Origin of the sequence: Romboutsia sedimentorum (assembly GCF_030131845.1) — a bacterium.
In the GTDB taxonomy this organism is placed as follows: Bacteria; Bacillota; Clostridia; order Peptostreptococcales; family Peptostreptococcaceae; genus Romboutsia_D; species Romboutsia_D sedimentorum.
The window spans coordinates 224,694-242,332 of sequence record NZ_JASKYM010000004.1 but is presented as its reverse complement, the minus strand read 5'-3'; the positions used below and the strand labels follow the sequence as shown (position 1 = coordinate 242,332).

The 17,639-nt window shown below is 27.6% G+C and carries 17 protein-coding genes; 13 read left to right on the top strand and 4 right to left on the bottom strand.

All coding sequences use genetic code 11. The features are described from left to right. The 10 genes from QOZ84_RS10560 to QOZ84_RS10515 all read left to right on the top strand — a co-directional run. Window positions 1-223 (top strand): sodium ion-translocating decarboxylase subunit beta (locus QOZ84_RS10560; protein WP_284132924.1); only part of this gene is annotated, 223 nt, incomplete at its 5' end. 630 nt (window positions 224-853) lie between these two features. Further along, a complete protein-coding gene (gene gltS / locus QOZ84_RS10555) occupies window positions 854-2,095 on the top strand; it encodes a sodium/glutamate symporter (protein WP_284132923.1) in 1,242 nt (413 codons plus the stop codon). Between the two features lie 622 nt (window positions 2,096-2,717). After that, on the top strand, window positions 2,718-3,389 hold the full coding sequence (locus tag QOZ84_RS10550; protein ID WP_284132922.1) for a PspA/IM30 family protein: 672 nt from the start codon (window positions 2,718-2,720) through the stop codon (window positions 3,387-3,389). Window positions 3,390-3,433: 44 nt separating this feature from the next. Then, window positions 3,434-4,108, top strand: coding sequence for a hypothetical protein (locus QOZ84_RS10545; RefSeq protein WP_284132921.1), 675 nt, complete (start codon window positions 3,434-3,436; stop codon window positions 4,106-4,108). 1 nt (window position 4,109) lies between these two features. Continuing rightward, on the top strand, window positions 4,110-4,643 hold the full coding sequence (locus QOZ84_RS10540; RefSeq protein ID WP_284132920.1) for a hypothetical protein: 534 nt from the start codon (window positions 4,110-4,112) through the stop codon (window positions 4,641-4,643). A gap of 176 nt (window positions 4,644-4,819) precedes the next feature. After that, a complete protein-coding gene (locus QOZ84_RS10535) occupies window positions 4,820-7,315 on the top strand; it encodes a heavy metal translocating P-type ATPase (protein WP_284132919.1) in 2,496 nt (831 codons plus the stop codon). 254 nt (window positions 7,316-7,569) lie between these two features. Then, window positions 7,570-8,238, top strand: a complete 669-nt coding sequence (locus QOZ84_RS10530) for a response regulator transcription factor (RefSeq protein WP_284132918.1) — start codon at window positions 7,570-7,572, stop codon at window positions 8,236-8,238. Beyond that, window positions 8,222-9,490: a sensor histidine kinase gene (locus QOZ84_RS10525; RefSeq protein ID WP_284132917.1), complete on the top strand. Its 1,269-nt coding sequence runs from the start codon at window positions 8,222-8,224 to the stop codon at window positions 9,488-9,490. Before QOZ84_RS10530 ends, QOZ84_RS10525 begins: the two co-directional genes overlap by 17 nt. 313 nt (window positions 9,491-9,803) lie before the next feature. Then, on the top strand, window positions 9,804-10,118 hold the full coding sequence (locus QOZ84_RS10520) for a PadR family transcriptional regulator (RefSeq protein ID WP_284132916.1): 315 nt from the start codon (window positions 9,804-9,806) through the stop codon (window positions 10,116-10,118). A 20-nt stretch (window positions 10,119-10,138) separates the two neighbouring features. After that, window positions 10,139-10,873 carry a hypothetical protein gene (locus tag QOZ84_RS10515; protein ID WP_284132915.1) on the top strand — a complete coding sequence of 245 codons (735 nt, stop codon included), beginning with the start codon at window positions 10,139-10,141 and terminating at the stop codon, window positions 10,871-10,873. 102 nt (window positions 10,874-10,975) lie between these two features. Here the strand turns inward: QOZ84_RS10515 and QOZ84_RS10510 are convergent, their stop codons facing one another. Together QOZ84_RS10510 and QOZ84_RS10505 are read right to left on the bottom strand one after the other, a co-directional pair. After that, window positions 10,976-11,497 carry a permease gene (locus QOZ84_RS10510; RefSeq protein ID WP_284132914.1) on the bottom strand — a complete coding sequence of 174 codons (522 nt, stop codon included), beginning with the start codon at window positions 11,495-11,497 and terminating at the stop codon, window positions 10,976-10,978. Further along, complete coding sequence (locus QOZ84_RS10505) at window positions 11,497-11,976, bottom strand: permease (RefSeq protein WP_284132913.1); 480 nt, start codon at window positions 11,974-11,976, stop codon at window positions 11,497-11,499. The genes QOZ84_RS10510 and QOZ84_RS10505 overlap by 1 nt, the downstream gene beginning before the upstream one ends. A gap of 157 nt (window positions 11,977-12,133) precedes the next feature. Here QOZ84_RS10505 and QOZ84_RS10500 point away from each other — a divergent pair, with 157 nt between their 5' ends. Both QOZ84_RS10500 and nagE read left to right on the top strand, forming a co-directional pair. Next, window positions 12,134-12,361, top strand: coding sequence for a hypothetical protein (locus tag QOZ84_RS10500; protein WP_284132912.1), 228 nt, complete (start codon window positions 12,134-12,136; stop codon window positions 12,359-12,361). A gap of 196 nt (window positions 12,362-12,557) precedes the next feature. Next, a complete protein-coding gene (nagE, locus tag QOZ84_RS10495; RefSeq protein ID WP_284132911.1) occupies window positions 12,558-13,988 on the top strand; it encodes an N-acetylglucosamine-specific PTS transporter subunit IIBC in 1,431 nt (476 codons plus the stop codon). 38 nt (window positions 13,989-14,026) lie between these two features. On the opposite strand, the gene QOZ84_RS10490 is transcribed toward nagE, so the two are convergent. Next, on the bottom strand, window positions 14,027-15,259 hold the full coding sequence (locus QOZ84_RS10490) for an LL-diaminopimelate aminotransferase (RefSeq protein WP_284132910.1): 1,233 nt from the start codon (window positions 15,257-15,259) through the stop codon (window positions 14,027-14,029). Between the two features lie 209 nt (window positions 15,260-15,468). Here QOZ84_RS10490 and QOZ84_RS10485 point away from each other — a divergent pair, with 209 nt between their 5' ends. Further along, window positions 15,469-16,323 (top strand): DUF4438 domain-containing protein, encoded by an 855-nt coding sequence (locus tag QOZ84_RS10485; RefSeq protein WP_284132909.1) that lies wholly within the window; start codon window positions 15,469-15,471, stop codon window positions 16,321-16,323. Between the two features lie 120 nt (window positions 16,324-16,443). On the opposite strand, the gene QOZ84_RS10480 is transcribed toward QOZ84_RS10485, so the two are convergent. Further along, window positions 16,444-17,619 (bottom strand): DEAD/DEAH box helicase, encoded by a 1,176-nt coding sequence (locus QOZ84_RS10480; protein ID WP_284132908.1) that lies wholly within the window; start codon window positions 17,617-17,619, stop codon window positions 16,444-16,446. Window positions 17,620-17,639: the final 20 nt, after the last annotated feature.

Sequence of the window (17,639 nt, the reverse complement as noted above, 5' to 3'; positions counted from 1 at the left end):
ATTATGTGCTAAATTTATGAATAGATTTACTAAGGAAAAAGTAAATCCACTTATAGGTGCAGCAGGAGTATCAGCAGTTCCAATGGCAGCTAGGGTTGCTCATAAGGTTGCACAAGAAGAAAATCCAGGAAATTTCTTGTTAATGCATGCAATGGGACCTAACGTTGCAGGAGTTATAGGTTCGGCAGTAGCTGCAGGAATACTTTTAAGTTTATTTGGATAGAAAATAGAATATATAATATAAAAAATGCTAAGAAAATTATTTTCTTGGCATTTTTTATTTTGCACAAGTTGATAATTTAATAAATATAACAAAACAATATAGCTTTGTAACTTCTAAAATGTAATATTTTTTTTGAAAATTGCATATAATAAATTATAAATGAAAGTTAAAAAATAAAACTTGCAAAAGTGTATAAATTACACTACAATATAAATAATAATAACAATAAATAGGAGGTACAAAAAAGTGAATGAAAACTCTAATTTAGTACATTTTGGTTATGAAGGTGAATTAGATTATGATTATGCACCTGATTATGAAATAGAATAGATGAATGAATAAAATAAATATATAGATTCATATTTAATTTCAAAATGAATTAAAATAAAAAAAAAAATTATACGTAGGTAGTCAATTAAATAAGTTAGTTGATCAAAGTTGGCTATAAATGTTAACAGATTCTTAAAGGATTTCATAAAATTTTCTGTTTTGTTTTTATTATTGTTTGGTACTTAGATTTTACCAAGTTTATGGAATCAATTATTTGAAATATAATTTGAAATAACTTTAAACCTCAATACACTCAGTGTTATTTGACAAACTTAAGCTACTGTACGATGGGAGGATAGAATGGGATTTATAAGAGACAATGGAATGAATATATTAGAACTTGACTTAGTAGCTACTGTGGCATTGGCAACATTACTTCTGTTATTAGGACAAATGTTTAAGAAAAAAATAAGCATTTTAGATAAGTTTTGTGTACCAGCTCCAGTTATAGGAGGATTGTTATTTTCAATAATTATGTTATTTTTAAAAAATGGCCAGATAATTGAAATATCAATGGATACAACATTACAAGTTCCTTTTATGCTAGCCTTTTTTGCAACTGTAGGATTAGGAACAAATTTATCTCTAGTAAAGACTGGTGGGAAATTATTACTAGTTTATTGGGGATTAACTGGATTTATATTTGTATTCCAAAATTTTATAGGTATATCAGTTGCAAAGCTAGCTAATCTAAACCCATTAATAGGTATGATGTGCGGTGCTATATCTATGCAAGGTGGACATGGAGGAGCTGCATCATTTGGAGCCACAATAGAAGGTTTAGGAGTAGAAGGAGCTTTAACTATTGGAGCAGCAGCAGCTACTTTTGGTGTAATATTAGGCGGGCTTGTTGGAGGACCAGTTTCTAGATACTTAATAAATAAATATAAATTAAAACCGGTAGAAGAGTTAAGTGAATATCATGACCAAGATTCTCCTGCTTATGAAGTAGTACTTACGGGAGAAGATAGTATAATTACTTCAAATACGCTTATATGTCATATAAGTGCAATAGCAATATGTGTTACTGTAGGTAGTTTGATAAGTAATTTAATTACTAAGGCTACTGGTGTAGTAGTACCTACTTATGTTGGCGCTATGTTTATAGGTTTAGTATTAAGAACGCTTAGTGAAAAGTTTAAAATTATGAAAGTAGATACATACTGTGTAGATGTAATTGGAGATGTATGTCTGTGTATATTCTTAACAATGGCACTTATGACTATAAAATTATGGGAACTTGCAGGATTGGCAGGACCTATGATTATAATTATTTCTCTTCAAGTTATAGTACTTGTATTATACGCTGTATTTGTTGTGTTTAGGCTTATGGGAAAAGATTTTGATGCAGCTGTAATGGTAGCTGGACTTTTAGGTCATGGATTAGGAGCTACTCCAAATGCATTAGCAAATATAAATTCAATAACATCTAAATTTGGTAATTCAGCAAAAGCATTATTAATAGTTCCTTTAGTTGGGTCTTTTCTAGCTGACTTAATAGGAATTCCTATTAATATAATCTTAATAAACTTTTTTGCTTAACTTAAAATAGAATTTATGAAAAATTATATACATGCTTAAGGGGGATAAAATATGAAGGAGGTACAAAAAATGAATGAAAACTCTAACTTAGTATATTTTGGTTATGAAGGTGAATTAGATTATGATTATGCACCTGATTATGAAATAGAATAAATGAATGAAATAAATCCAGAAATTTATATTTAATTTGAAAATGAATTAAAATTAAAAAAATCAAAACTCAGCTTTAGTAGGGGATACATAATATAAGGAGTATAAAATGTTAGTTTCAACATAAAAGAGCTATAACCATTTCTATAATAGAAGGTTATAGCTCTTTTATCTTTTTAGAACTTATAGTAATATGAAAAAATTTATCTATCCCATATTCCTTAGTAAAATCTATATAACTAATATTACTCAATTTATGGATTAAATTATCCAAAGTATACCTCCAAAGCAAAATCATATATTTTATATATTATTAATTATCTTCTCAAACAAGAAAGTAATTATTTTATAATAAATAGTATATCCTAAAGGTTAAGTATCATAATAATAAAAATATATTATAGACACATACAGTATTTATGAATACAATAAATAAAGGAAAGCTAATAAACATATAAAGTGAGGTAGCATGATGGGATTTTTTAAAAGATTAAAAGATGTAGTAGATGCAAAAGCAAATAAAGCGTTAGAAAAACATGAAGACCCTATAGAAATGTTAGATTTATCAATAGTAAAAAAAGAAAAACTACTTCAAGATGCAAAAAAACAATGTGCAAATTTTATAGCATCAGTAGATGGCATTAGAAATGAAAAAAAAGAAATATTAGAAAAAATTGAAAAATACGAAGAAGCGACTAAAGCAGCTATATTAAAAGAAGATGTAGAAAAAGCACAAAGCTTTGTAAAACAAAAACTAGATTTAGAAGAAAAATTAAAAAATAGTGAAAATAGAATAGCAGATCATGATGAAAAAATACAATTTATAAAAGATAAAATACAAGACTTAGAAATAGAAGTATCTAAAATGAAGTCTAAAAAGCAAGAATTAGCTACAAGACTTGATGTAGCTGAGATAAGCAATGAAATAAATGAAACATTAGCAGGACTTAGCGATGATAAGGGTATAAGTTTAGAAGAATTAGAAAAGAAAGTATCACAAAAAGAAAACTATGGTAAAGCCTTAGAAGACTTAAAACCTAAAAATGAAGATGCAGTTTTAGATGAATATATAAATAGCTCACCTGTAGTGGATGATAAAATAGAAAAAGAACTAGAAAGAATAAAAGAGCAAATGAAAAAATAATTGAGAAATAACCTTACTGTGATATGCAAGGGAGGGAAAGTTTAGTGAATGAAACAATAGAAATGGAAAAAGATAAATACAAAATTACTTATACAGATTTAATGTTTGCATACGATGACTTAAGGCAAATTCTAGATGAAAAAGAACTCAATAAAAGAACTTTTATAAATAAATTAAATACTTTAAAAGACTATATGGAGTTTTTAGATAAACTAGAGGCTGAAAGTAAAAAAGATAAAGGTTTTTTCAATAAAATATTAAAAACAGAAAAAAGCATTGACGATAAAATTTATAATTATTTAGATCATAATAAAAAAACAGATATAGAAAAATTACAAAAATGTAGAGAATGTAAATGTAGAAACTGCACTAAAGAATGTTTTATGAAAGGGTGCTTAAACTGTAGAGAACAAGAATATGTATTTGATTGTAACAAAGAAGATGCATTGCTTACAAAATCTACAGATCAGGTAACACTTTATAATGACGATAAAGAATATATATTTAATGTAGCTGGATATTTAGTAGAAAAAGATGAAGAAGGTAATTTTTATAGATATGTTTATTTAATAGATAAACTAGATTATGATAATCAACATATATTAAGATATTCAAAGTTTAAAGGGAATGAAAGTTATGATTCAGTAATAGTAGATGAAAAGCAAGATGAACTTGTTAGAATAAATGATAAATTTATAGAGCTAGGGCTTAAAGTATAAAATGAAAAAAAGAAATATAAAGTTAATATCCCTTTTTACATTGTCCCTACTTTTAATTATAGGATCCCTAAATTTAGTTTTAGTAACTAAATCTTATGCATCTGAAAATAAAAATGAAATTTATTGTTTAGCTCAGTCAAAACCAAGGTCAGGCGGATTTAGTTCTGGCGGGTCTAGAAGTTACTCAAAACCAAAGAGTACTATAATAAAGCCTGATTCAGGCAGTTTTTCAACAAAACCAAACAAAACATATAACAATAATAACTCAAATAGTAGCACAAAACCTGATTCAGGAAGCTTTTCAACAAAACCAAAAAATAATGATAAAACTTATGAAAATAAAGAGTATAAAGATTATAAAGGTGGAAGTAGAAATACTTATAATAGAGGTGGGTTTTATGGTTTTTTTAATCCCCTTTATGGAATGAGACATGGATTTAGAACTACTTCATGGATAACTAAGGTAGTTATAGCTATAACAATAATAGTAGTTTTATATATAGTTATAGATTTTATAAGAAATAGAAAAAATTAAAAATGTAAGCCTAGTGTAAATTATAGCTAGGCTTTTTTTGATTTTAAAATTGTATTAGTTATTTTACATAAAAAAGATAAATTAAAAAACTATTGATTTAAATAAATAAATGATTTAATATACCTATAGGGGGTATATTTTATATATAACCCAAAATTAGAGAGGAGTTACAAATAATGAATAATAATATTGAAACAAAAACATATAAAGTAACAGGAATGACTTGAGCCGCATGTGCAAAAACTGCCGAGAGGGTAGTAAAAAAACTTGATGGAGTATTAAGTGCAAGTGTAAATATAGCTACAGAAAAAATACAAATAGAATATGATATTAATAAAGTTGGTTTTGAAAACTTTAGCCAAGTTCTACAAAAAGCAGGGTATGGATTAGTAGAGGATGCTAATTATAAAAATATAGAATTGAAAATAGGTAAAATGACTTGTGCATCATGTTCAAAGGCTGTAGAAAGAGTAGTGAAAAAACTTGATGGTATACAAAGTATAAGTGTAAATATAGCTACAGAAAAGGCAACACTAAGCTATGACTATGATAAATTGAGGCTATCTCAAATAAAAGAAGTAATAACAAAAGCAGGGTATGAAGTATTACAAGAAAATAAAAATAAAGAAATAGATGAAGATAAGATAAGAAAAGAAAAAGAAATCAAAACTTTATTTACAAAATTTATTATAGCAATTGGATTTTCTATACCTCTATTTTATATAGCTATGGGACCTATGATTTCAAAGCCTTTTGGTCCGTGGCCAATACCAGATTTTATAAGCCCGATGCATAATCCTCTAAACTATGCATTAATACAACTTGTATTAGTATTACCGGTAATGATTGCTGGATATAAATTTTATGTAAATGGATTTAAGGCACTAATAGCAAAGAGTCCAAATATGGATTCATTAGTTGCAATAGGAACAAGTGCTGCATTTTTATATAGTTTATATACAACATTTAAGATATATACAGATAGTATAAGTGCAGGTCATGGACACCATCAATTGTATTTTGAAAGTGCTGGTATAATAATAGCATTAATATTACTTGGGAAATATTTAGAGTCTAGGTCAAAAGGAAAAACAAGTGAAGCAATAAAGAAACTTATGGGACTTCAACCCAAGACAGCTATAATTATAAAAGATAATAAAGAAATTGAAATTTCAATAGATGAAGTAGAAGTAGGAGATATAATAGTAGTTAAACCAGGAAGTAAAATACCTGTAGATGGTATAGTTGTAGAAGGTCATACGTCAATAGATGAGGCAATGCTAACAGGAGAAAGTATACCAGTAGAGAAAAATATAGGTGATAAAGTAACGGGCGCTAGTATAAATAAAAATGGTAGTATTAAATTTAAAGCTGAAAAAATAGGAAATGATACAGCCCTATCTCAAATAATAAAGTTAGTAGAAGAAGCACAAGGTAAAAAAGCTCCTATAGCAAAGCTAGCAGATACAGTATCTGGATATTTTGTACCAGTAGTAATGCTTATTGCAATATTGTCAGCTGTTTTATGGTTTGTAATAGGAAATAAAGATATAGAATTTGTGCTTACAATATTTATATCAGTACTTGTAATAGCTTGCCCTTGTGCCCTAGGACTTGCAACTCCTACTGCAATAATGGTAGGAACAGGAAAAGGTGCAGAAAATGGAATACTAATAAAGGGTGGAAAAAGTTTAGAATTAGCTCATAAAGTAGACACTGTAATATTTGATAAGACAGGAACGATAACAGAAGGAAAACCTAGTGTTACAGATATAATTGTAGAAAATGAAATAGATAAAAACTATCTTTTACAAATAGCAGCAAGTGCAGAAAAAAATTCAGAACATCCACTTGGAGAGTCTATTGTAAAATATGCAACAGATAAAAATATAGAATTTATGAAAGTAGAAAAGTTTAATGCAATACCTGGTCATGGTATAGAAGTAATAATAGACAATAAAAATATATTACTTGGAAATAAAAAGCTCATGGATGATAGAAAAATAAATCTAAATAATTTACAAGATAAAAGTGATGAACTAGCAGGTGATGGAAAAACACCTATGTATATAGCAATAGATAATAAATTAGGCGGTATAATAGCAGTAGCTGATATAGTAAAACCAAGTAGTAAAAAAGCTATAGAAAAGCTTCATAGTATGGGTATTAAAGTAGCTATGGTTACAGGAGACAATAAAAAAACTGCAAATGCTATAGCAAAACAAGTTAATATAGATATAGTACTTTCAGAAGTATTACCACAAGATAAGTCTAATGAAGTTAAAAAACTTCAACAGCAAGGTAAGTTTGTTGCTATGGTTGGAGATGGAATCAATGATGCACCAGCACTAGCAAAAGCAGATATAGGAATTGCAATAGGAAGTGGAACAGATGTTGCTATTGAGTCTGCTGATATAGTTCTTATGAAAAGTGATTTAATGGATGTACCAACAGCTATAAAATTAAGTAAAGAAACTATAAAAAATATAAAACAAAATTTATTTTGGGCATTTGGATATAATACTGTTGGTATACCAATAGCAGCAGGAGTTTTATATATGTTTGGAGGACCACTATTAAGTCCAATGTTTGCAGCGGCGGCAATGAGTTTAAGTTCTGTATCAGTTGTAAGTAATGCACTTAGACTTAAGAATTTTAAAGCATATAAATAAAAACATAAGTAGCACTTGTGATATGATTTATAAATATTAAACTATGAAATAGTTATTAATATGAAAAAATTGTAAGTAGAGTGCTACTTTTTTATTATTTTATAACTAGCTTTCTAATCATTTTATGTAGGATTTGTATTTTAATTAAAAAATAAATTCATACGAAATTCATATAGATATAAATTAGTTATGATAGAATTAAATAAGTATAAAAAACACTATAAAAATACAAACTTAAAGTAGGAGTTGATAAAATGAATGCGTCAATACTAGTAGTAGAAGATGATTTTAATATACAAGAACTTATAGTAGAATTCTTAAGTTCACAAGGATATAGAGTAGACTATGCTAATGATGGTGTAGATGGAGTTCAAAAATTTAAGCAAGGAAATTACGATTTAATAATATTAGATGTCATGATGCCGAATTTAGATGGGCACTCAGCATGCAAAATGATTAGAAAAACTTCAAATGTACCTATAATATTTTTAACAGCATTAAATGATGAAAGTAATCAAATAAAAGGATTTGAATTAGAATGTGACGATTACATAACAAAACCATTTTCATTTAAATTATTAATAAAAAGGGTAGAAGCAGTGCTTAGAAGAAGTTCTCAAGCTATTAATGACGACAATATATCTTTTGAGAGATTAACGCTAGACTTAAATACTTACAGTGCAAATGTAAATGATGAAAATATAGAATTAACATTAAAAGAATTTAATATATTAAAAACGTTAATAGAAAAGTATCCACAAGTTATAACAAGAGAAAATTTATTAGATAGTATATGGGGATATGATTATTATGGAGATACAAGAATTGTCGATGCACATATAAAAAATATAAGAAAAAAAATAGTTCTACCGTACATAAAAACTGTAAAAGGGATAGGGTATACACTTGAGAAGAATATTTAATAAATGGGAAGGCTTAAACATAAAATATAAATTATTTTCAATAACTACGGGACTTTTATTAGCATTAGCTATAATAATATATTTAATTTTATATTTTTTATTACCATCATATTACCATAAATACAAGATAAATCTTTTAGAACAAAGTATGAAAACTTTAAGTGAAGAGTCAATAAATTACACTACACTAGAGTTAGAAGAAAGACTTTTTAATATAGCAAAAGAGCAAAACTTATCTGTATTATTAACAGACTCTAATGGTAGGATAATTTACGGTAAAAATGAATTTATAGTTTTAAAATATAGTAAGTATATAATAAACGATAATAGCAAGGAGTTTCCTTTATCTATTTTAATGTATACAAAAGATTCTCCTCTTGCGTATAGATTAAATATAGTAATGCCACTTCAACCAATTGATGAAGCTAGTGATGTTATTAGAAACCTTATGCCATATATAATTTTAGTTGCAATATTAATAGCAATGTTAGGGGCGTATATATATTCAACCGTGATAACAAAGCCATTAATAGATATAATTGAAAGCGAGCGAGAAGCTGAAAATAGAAGAAAAGACTTTGTTGCTACAATATCGCATGAATTAAAAACACCTATAACTATAATAAGTGGCCAATTAGAAGGTATGATTTATAACGTAGGTAAATATAAAGATAGAGAAACTTATCTAGAAAAATGTTATGATTCAACACAAGAATTAAAAGAATTAGTTAATGAGATGATGGAAATATCAAAATGTGAGATATTAGAAAAAGATTTAATAGTAAGTGAAATTAATTTAAGTGCTCTTTTAGAGAGATTAATTAAAAGACAGACTTTTTTAATAGAGGAAAAAAATCTAGATACAATTTTAAACATTGAAAAAGATATTTATATTACTTGTGATGAAGAAAGAATAGCAAAGGCTATAAATAATATCATAAATAATGCTATTAAATATTCTCCACAAAATGAAAAAATTATAATAAGACTATATAAAAATGTACAAAAAATTCCTAAGAAAAAGGCTTGTATAAAAACATATCTAGAAATAGAAAATACAGGTGTTACAATAGATGAGAACTATTTGAGTGAAATATTCAAACCATTTTTCAGAATAGAAAAGTCTAGAAATAGAAAAACAGGTGGAAGTGGATTAGGCTTATATCTTGTAGGTCAGATATTTGAAAGTCATGGATTTAACCATAGTTTAAAGAATGAAGAGAATAGTGTGATATTTACGGTTGAAATTTAAAAGGCTAAAATATTCTAATTTCATTCACAATAAACTCACACTAAATTCATATAAGAAATGTATTATATAAGTATAGAAAGACTAGCTTAAAAACCATAAAACCCTATTGTAATGGCAGCCCTCCCTCACATCCTCATATAGAGTTGCCATTACAAAACTATCCCCATAAAACTCCAAATTATGGGGCTTTTTTTTATGCAGCTACCTTGTAAAGCAATATACGTTATGCTAGAATAATACTAAAGTAATATATTGTAGTGCAAGATAGTTGTATTAAGCTATATTGTAAAACAAGATAGAGAGGTGTAACTTAGTGACTTCAACACAAATGCTAAAAGGAATATTAGAAGGATGCTTATTAGCTATAATTTTTGAAGAAGATGTGTATGGATATGAAATGATTAAAAAGCTAGAAAATTATGGATTTGATATGATTAGTGAGGGAAGTATATATCCTCTTTTAATAAGAATGAAAAAAGAAGAACTAGTTGTAACAACTACTAAAGCATCTGAAAGTGGACCTAAGAGAAAATATTATTCCATTACAGAAAAGGGGAAAATTGAGTTAGATTCGTTTAAACTTACATGGGATAATATGTCAAGTTGCGTAAATAAACTTTTGAAATAAAATAAATTAGGGGTGAGAATATGTGTATATCAAAAGAGGGCGAAAAATTTATATTAGACCTTAATATGTATTTAATGATTGGAGGGAAAAATGAAAAAGAGGTAAAGGAATTTATTGAAGAAGCAGAGCAACATTTAATTTTGGGTGAGAAAGAAGGTAAAAGTGTAAAAGATATATTCGGAGATTCTCCAGAAGAATATGCTAAATCTGTTGAAGCAGAGTTACCATATGATAAAAAAGGAGTTTTAAATTTAGGATTTATATTCATTATCGGTCTAGTTCCATGGCTATTTTTAAATCAATTAAATTACGGCTCATATAAAACCTCAGTGTTAGAAGCAATTGGAATTCCATTAATTCTTGTTGTATACTTAGCATTTATACTACTGTTTGCTAAAAAGTTTGCATTTAAAAATATAAAATTTAATATTTCAATATATATTTTTTCAGTATTAGAGATGGTTGCATTAGTAGCTGTAGGTCTTGTTGGTCAAAATATGGAACAAATAGAATTATTTAGTGAACCTACTGTAAGAATAATTATATTTGTATTGATTTTAGTTTCTATAATCATTGCAATAACATTAAAAACAACAGCTCCAATATTTCCATTTTTAATAAATATGCCAAAAATTTTGTATTATTTCTTTGGTCTAAATTTAGGTAATTTAGACACTGTTGCATTATTAATAGGAGTTGTGTTAATGTTTATAGCTTTGAAAATAGAAACAAATAGTTCTCCTAAAGTAAATTAAAATATATGTAATTATAAAAAAGATTAAAGCATAAAAAATAGTCTTAAAATTATAAAATGGCCTATTCTTTATGCTTTAATTTAACTTATGAAAATATCTTGTTTAACGAGATAAAGTATCATTCTTAACATTTACAAGATAATCAACCGCATATCCCATAACAATAACACCTGGAATATCTATAATAAGTCTCACTAGTGTAAACTCATAACCTAGTGCACCTACTTCAAATAGCAATGTGGAAAATTTAGTAACACACCAAGCATTTAAAAATATTATTATATTAGAAAATTTAACACCTTTTTTTATAAGTACAGCAGTAAATGGAAAAGCAGCGTACATAGGACCTGCGGCAAAAAATGCAATTAAAAATGATAACAATATACCTACAAATCCAGAATCACAACCCATATATTTAATAAAATATTGTCGAGGAACCCATACGTCCAAAAGACCTAATAATATCATTACAGGAGGTAGTATAGATAACATTTGTAAAATATTTAGTTTAGTACTATTAAAAATACTAAGGCCTAGGTTTTTATTAAAAACATAAATAATTATACAAATTGTAAATCCAATTAGAAAATATTTATATCGGTTTAAAATTAATTTGATATTCATTATCCTAAAACACCTCCAACAAAAAAAGCAACAAAAAAAGCAAATAAAAAAGCTAGAAAATTTCTATAAAAAGCGGCCTTTTTTCCGATATAACTAGCCTCAAGTGTAAATGTTAAAATTCCAACCATAGTTAAAGTAGAAATAAGAGCTGAAACTTGAGCTATTCCTGCACCACTTCTTAGTAAAGAATCTCCTGTAGAAAAGGCTACGAAAGTTGGCATCATAGTAATAGAACCTACGATAGATGATAAGAGTATTCCTAAAAAATTAGATTCTGGTCCAATGAGTTTTGATATAATAATAGGATTTACAACACAAAGAACAATGCTAATTATAATCATTATAAAAAGAAATTGAGGCATTATATTTTCAAAGGACTTTAAACCATTTTTAATACCTATTTTAGTTTTTTCTTTATCTTTAAAAAATGAAATTATAATAACTATAATACAAATACTATAAATAATATAAGATGTCATCAAATCCCCCCTTGATTAATAACATAATATGAAAAATGACTAGTATTAGTTAATTTAAAATATTTATATTAAAAAATTGTATTATATTAAAAAATTATAAATATTTTTAAATGATTTGGTAAAAGATAAGATATATAATTTTTAAGGAGGAAAAAATATGAGTCTTATAAAAAAAGAAATGGAAAGCTTAAAGGATGATTTACAAAAAGGAATGAAAAAAGCAGAATTTGTAATGAAAGATACAGTAGAGGATATAAAAGATGATGCACAAGGTATAAAAGCAGGTATGGAAATAAAAAAAGATGAGATGGTGGAAGAATACGAGAAAAAGAAATTCTCTAAAGAATTAGAAAATCAAATGAAAAAAGAACAACAATTTAAATAAATAGTAACTAAGTAACCCTATATAATCAAAAAATTATTATATAGGGTTATTTTTTATAAAAATACAAAAAAATGAATAAAAGATATTGCAAAAGAAAACGTTTTTTGATAATATATTGGTATAGACCAAAATGGTATAGACCAAAGAGTTTATAAAGCATTTAAAAATGAAATATATAACAAAGGGAGGAAATTATATGATTAAATTTTTACAACGAATAGGTAAGTCACTTGTATTACCTATAGCAGCACTACCTATAGCCGGAATAATGCTTAGATTAGGACAGAAAGACGTAATAGACGCATTAAAACCTCTATTACCTTTTATGGGAACGATATTACCATTCTTTGGTGCAGCAGGTAGTGCATTATTTGATAACCTACCTTTATTATTTGCACTAGGAGTTGCAGTTGGATTATCTGATGATCAAAACGGAGCTTCAGCTTTAGCGGGTGTAGTGTCTTATTTAACATTAACTAATGTTACAGCTAAGTATTGGGAGATAAACATTGCTAAGAATATAGCTGAAACATTAAACATATCATTCTTAGGTGGTATATTAGCAGGTATAATTGGGGGATTAGCTTACAATAAATTTAGAAAAACTAAATTACCTGAGTTCTTAGCATTCTTTGGAGGAAGAAGAGCAGTACCTATAATGGCAGGTCTTATATCAGTAGTAGTAGCAATACCTCTTGCTATGGTTTGGCCAAGTATACAAGGCGGACTTTCAACTGTATCTGCAGGAATAGCAGGAATGGGTGCCCTAGGAGCAGCATTATATGGATTCTTTAATCGTTTATTATTACCAATGGGCCTACACCATGTTTTCAATTCATTCTTCTGGTTCCAATTAGGAGAGTTCAATGGCAAAGCTGGAGATTTACATAGATTCTTTGCAGGAGATCCAACAGCAGGGCATTTTATGGCAGGATTTTTCCCAATAATGATGTTTGGTTTGCCAGCAGTAGCTCTTGCAATATATTTTGCAGCTAAAAAAGAAAATAAAAAAGCAGTAGCAGGTATGCTTATTTCTCTTGCTCTTACATCATTTATAACAGGCGTTACAGAACCACTAGAATTCTTATTTATATTCTTATCACCGGTATTATTAGTAGCTCATGCTATACTTACAGCAATATCAATGTTTGTAACAGATGCATTAGGAGTACTTCATGGCTTTACATTCTCAGCAGGTGCGATAGACTACTTTATGAACTTTAATTTAGCTACTAAACCAGCATTGATATTGTTAATAGGCTTAGGAATAGGCGTGGCATATTTCTTCGTATTTTATATATTGATAGTCAAATTAAATCTACCTACTCCAGGTAGAGAAGATGATGAAGAGTTTATGGCAAATAATATATCTGTAGCATCTTCAGATGAAGAACTTGCTAGACAATATATAGAAGGTTTAGGTGGAGCAGAAAATATAGTTAAGGTAGATAACTGTGCTACTCGCTTAAGATTAGATGTTTTAGATAGTGATAAATTAAATGAAAAAGTATTAAAATCTATAGGAGCAAAAGGTGTTGTTAGATTAAACAAAACTAGTGCCCAAGTTATAGTTGGAACAAACGTAGAATTTGTTTGTGATGGAATTAAAAGTATTATTAATAAATAGCAAAAATGGTGTGTAATTTTTTACACACCATTTTTTCATTAAAACTCTAAATTTAATTTTAAAAATCTATTTTTCAACTCATTCATTATAGTTATTTCATCATCTAGAGTAGCTGCATCATATGTTGCAGAAAATCTTAAAAAGCTTCCACAATCATCCCAAGGTACTGTTGATACCATTGCTTTAGAAAGAATATATAAGGACGCTTCTTGTGCATTTTCAAACTTAATTTCACCCTTAACTCCCTTAGGAATAGGTACATATATATAAAATCCACCCTTAGGTTTTTTAGCATCAAAACCTATATCCCTTAAAGTACTCTCCATTAATTCTAACCTTCTAGAATATCTTTCACAATTTATGTTTACTAGATTGTAATTATCAAGTGCATAAGCACCTGCTAATTGAATAGGTCTAAATTGACCAGAGTCAGCATGAGATTTTGCACTAGCGTAGAGTTTAATAACTTCCTCACTTCCAACTAAAAAAGCAAGTCTCCATCCAGTCATGTTAAAAGATTTAGAAAGTGAATGAATTTCAACACAAACATCCATTGCACCATCAATACTTAAAATACTAAGAGGCTTATAACCATCATAAGTTAAATTACCATAGGCTGCATCACATACTACTAATATATTGTTTTTTTTCGCAAACTTAACGACAGACTCATAAAATTCAATAGTTGCAACTTGTCCAGTTGGGTTATTTGGATAATTCAAATACAACAATTTAGCTTTTTTTAGTATGTCAGTAGGTATACTTAAAAGATCAGGGTAGAAATTATTTTCTATACAAAGTGGTAAGTCATAAACTTGACCCCCTAAAAACTTAGTATAAGTTGCAAGTGTAGGGTAGTTAGGTTGTGGCATTAAACATATGTCCCCAGGATTTATAAAACACAAAGGTAGTATTGATAAAATTGATTTAGAACCAATTCCATGCATTATATTATCTTTATTAATATTATTTAAATTATATACATTACTTAGATATCTACATGCAGATTCTTTAAACTCATCTATTCCATTATCTGCATAAAGCCTATTTTCTTTTTTTCTAGCCTCTTTATTTAAAACATCAACAATTGACAAATCAGCCATTTGATCAGGTTCGCCTACTCCCATATCAATAAGCTTTATATTAGGGTTTTTTAATTTTACTTCTTTAGTTAATTTTTTTATTTTTTCAAATTTGTATAGTTTTTTATCTCCTTCAAAAAAAGAGGAACCACCTAATCTGCTAGAAACTAAATTGTCCAAAAACTTCATTAAAATCCCTCCAAAAAGATTAGTATGCTATATTGTATTAAAAAAGTAGATGATTCGATACAAAATATATAGAAATTTAAGTAGATATTTATATTTTGTTAAAATCTTTAAATCAAGTAAACAATAATAAGATATATGTGGTGTTGCTAATGAATCCAACTTACAATACAATTAATTTTAATAAAGATAGTTTAGGGAGGAATACATTTATGATAAAAACTAACAAAGAAAAAGTAGTGAAATGGTCTGCACAAGGAAAAATACACCATCCAACAGGAGGAAATTATAGAATAAGTCATAATGGGGAGCCTATGATACTTCCAGCAACAGGAGGTATTTCATATAATGTAGCAATAGGAGATTGTGCGTTTGGATGGGAAGGAGATCATGTAGAACCTGGAGTATCTATTAGAAATGAGAATAGTTCAGAAAATGCGGCTTTAATGACATTTGCATGTATAGGAAATGAAGCAAAAATAATATCAGGAGATGCAAAGGGCAAAAAGGGATATGTAACTGGTATGCATGGAGGAATTGACCATGTATTAATTCATTTTGAAAAAGATATATTAGAAGATTTAGCAATTGATGATAAAATACTTATAAAAGCATACGGTCAAGGTCTAAAGTTAGTAGAAAATGAAAATATACGTATAATGAATATAGACCCAGATTTATTTGAAAAGTTAAATATAAAAGAAGAAGAAGGCAAATTAAAAGTAAATGTTGTAGGAAAAGTACCAGCATACTTAATGGGTTCTGGGATTGGCTCAAAGAGTGCAGCAACAGATGGTGACTATGACATAATGACAGCTGATATGCAAGAAATAAAAAGATTAGGATTAGATAAATTGAAGTTTGGTGATTTGGTATTATTACAAGACTGTGATAATACATATGGAATTGGATATTTAAAAGGTTCAGTTAGTATTGGAGTTATAGTACATAGTGACTGTATAAAATCAGGACATGGACCTGGAGTTACTGTTATAATGACGACTAAAGAAAGTATTATAGAGGGTGTAATAGATGAAAATGCTAATATATCAAACTATATAAAATAATCAATTTTAAAGTTAATAATAAAAACTAGTTTTTAAAGTTAATAATAAAGATTAGTATAACAAAAAGAGCTATTTATATAAAATAGCTCTTTTTTATTTGATAATATATTTTAAAATTTATTATTTTTGTTTTTTATTGTTAGCACCTTGAGAACTTACGAAGTCTACAAGTTTACCTTCTTTTAATTCTTTAGCTTTTATGCTTATATTAAATTCTCTTTTATAGTCTCTTATTGTAGCTAAATTTTGACTTGTAACTATAGAAATAGTATCACCTTTTCTATTTCCTCTAGCAGTTCTACCACTTCTGTGGATATATTCATTTTTACTCTTTGGGAAATCTAAGTTAAATACATGAGTTATATCTACTATATCTAACCCTCTAGCTGATAAATCTGTAGAAACTAATATCTTAGCTTTTCCTATTTTAAAAGCATTTAAAGCATTTTTTCTATCTTCTTTAGCCATTTTACCAAATATACCAACAGCTTTATAATCGTGGTGGTTTAATTTAGAAGTTATAATTTCTATACTGTCTTCATCATTAACAAATATTATAGCTCTTTTAGGATTAGTAGCAGCTATAGATTTTCTAAGTAATGTGAATTTTTCTCTTTGCTCTCCGTATAAATACATATGGTCTATGTTAGGGTTTATAACTAATTCACTTTTAGTTTTTATTATTTGAGGCTCTTTCATAATAGAATTACATATATCTATTGTATTATCATTTAAACTAGCTGAAAAACCTAAAACTTGTCTGTCTCTTAATGTAGTTTTTATTATACTTTTAACTGTAGATACATTGTTTCCACTAAGTAAACTATCAACTTCATCTAATATTATAGTTTTTATGTTATGAGCTTTTAATTTCTTTTGTTGTATTAAATCTAAAACTCTTCCGCAAGTTCCAACAACTATATGAGGCTTTATAGCTTTAATATTTTTTATTTGTTTTTGAATGTTTACTTCACCTATTAAAGAAAAAGCAGTTACATCCATATTTGAATTTGTAGATAATATTTTAGCTTGTTCTACTATTTGCATTACTAATTCATGTGTAGGTGCAAGTACTAAAACTTGAGTTTCTCTTTTAGTAGAATCTATTTTTTCAAACATAGGTAATAAGTAAGCTAGTGTCTTTCCACTTCCTGTTTGTGCGTTAACTAATAAGTCTTTGTGCTCTAGTATTTTTGGTATTGCTAAAGTTTGAACCTCTGTAGGTTCGTTTATGTCTTGTTTTTTAAGTCCATCTATTGTATTAATATTTAAATTTAATTCGTTAAATGTTGTCATTTATTATCTCCTTTTTTTAT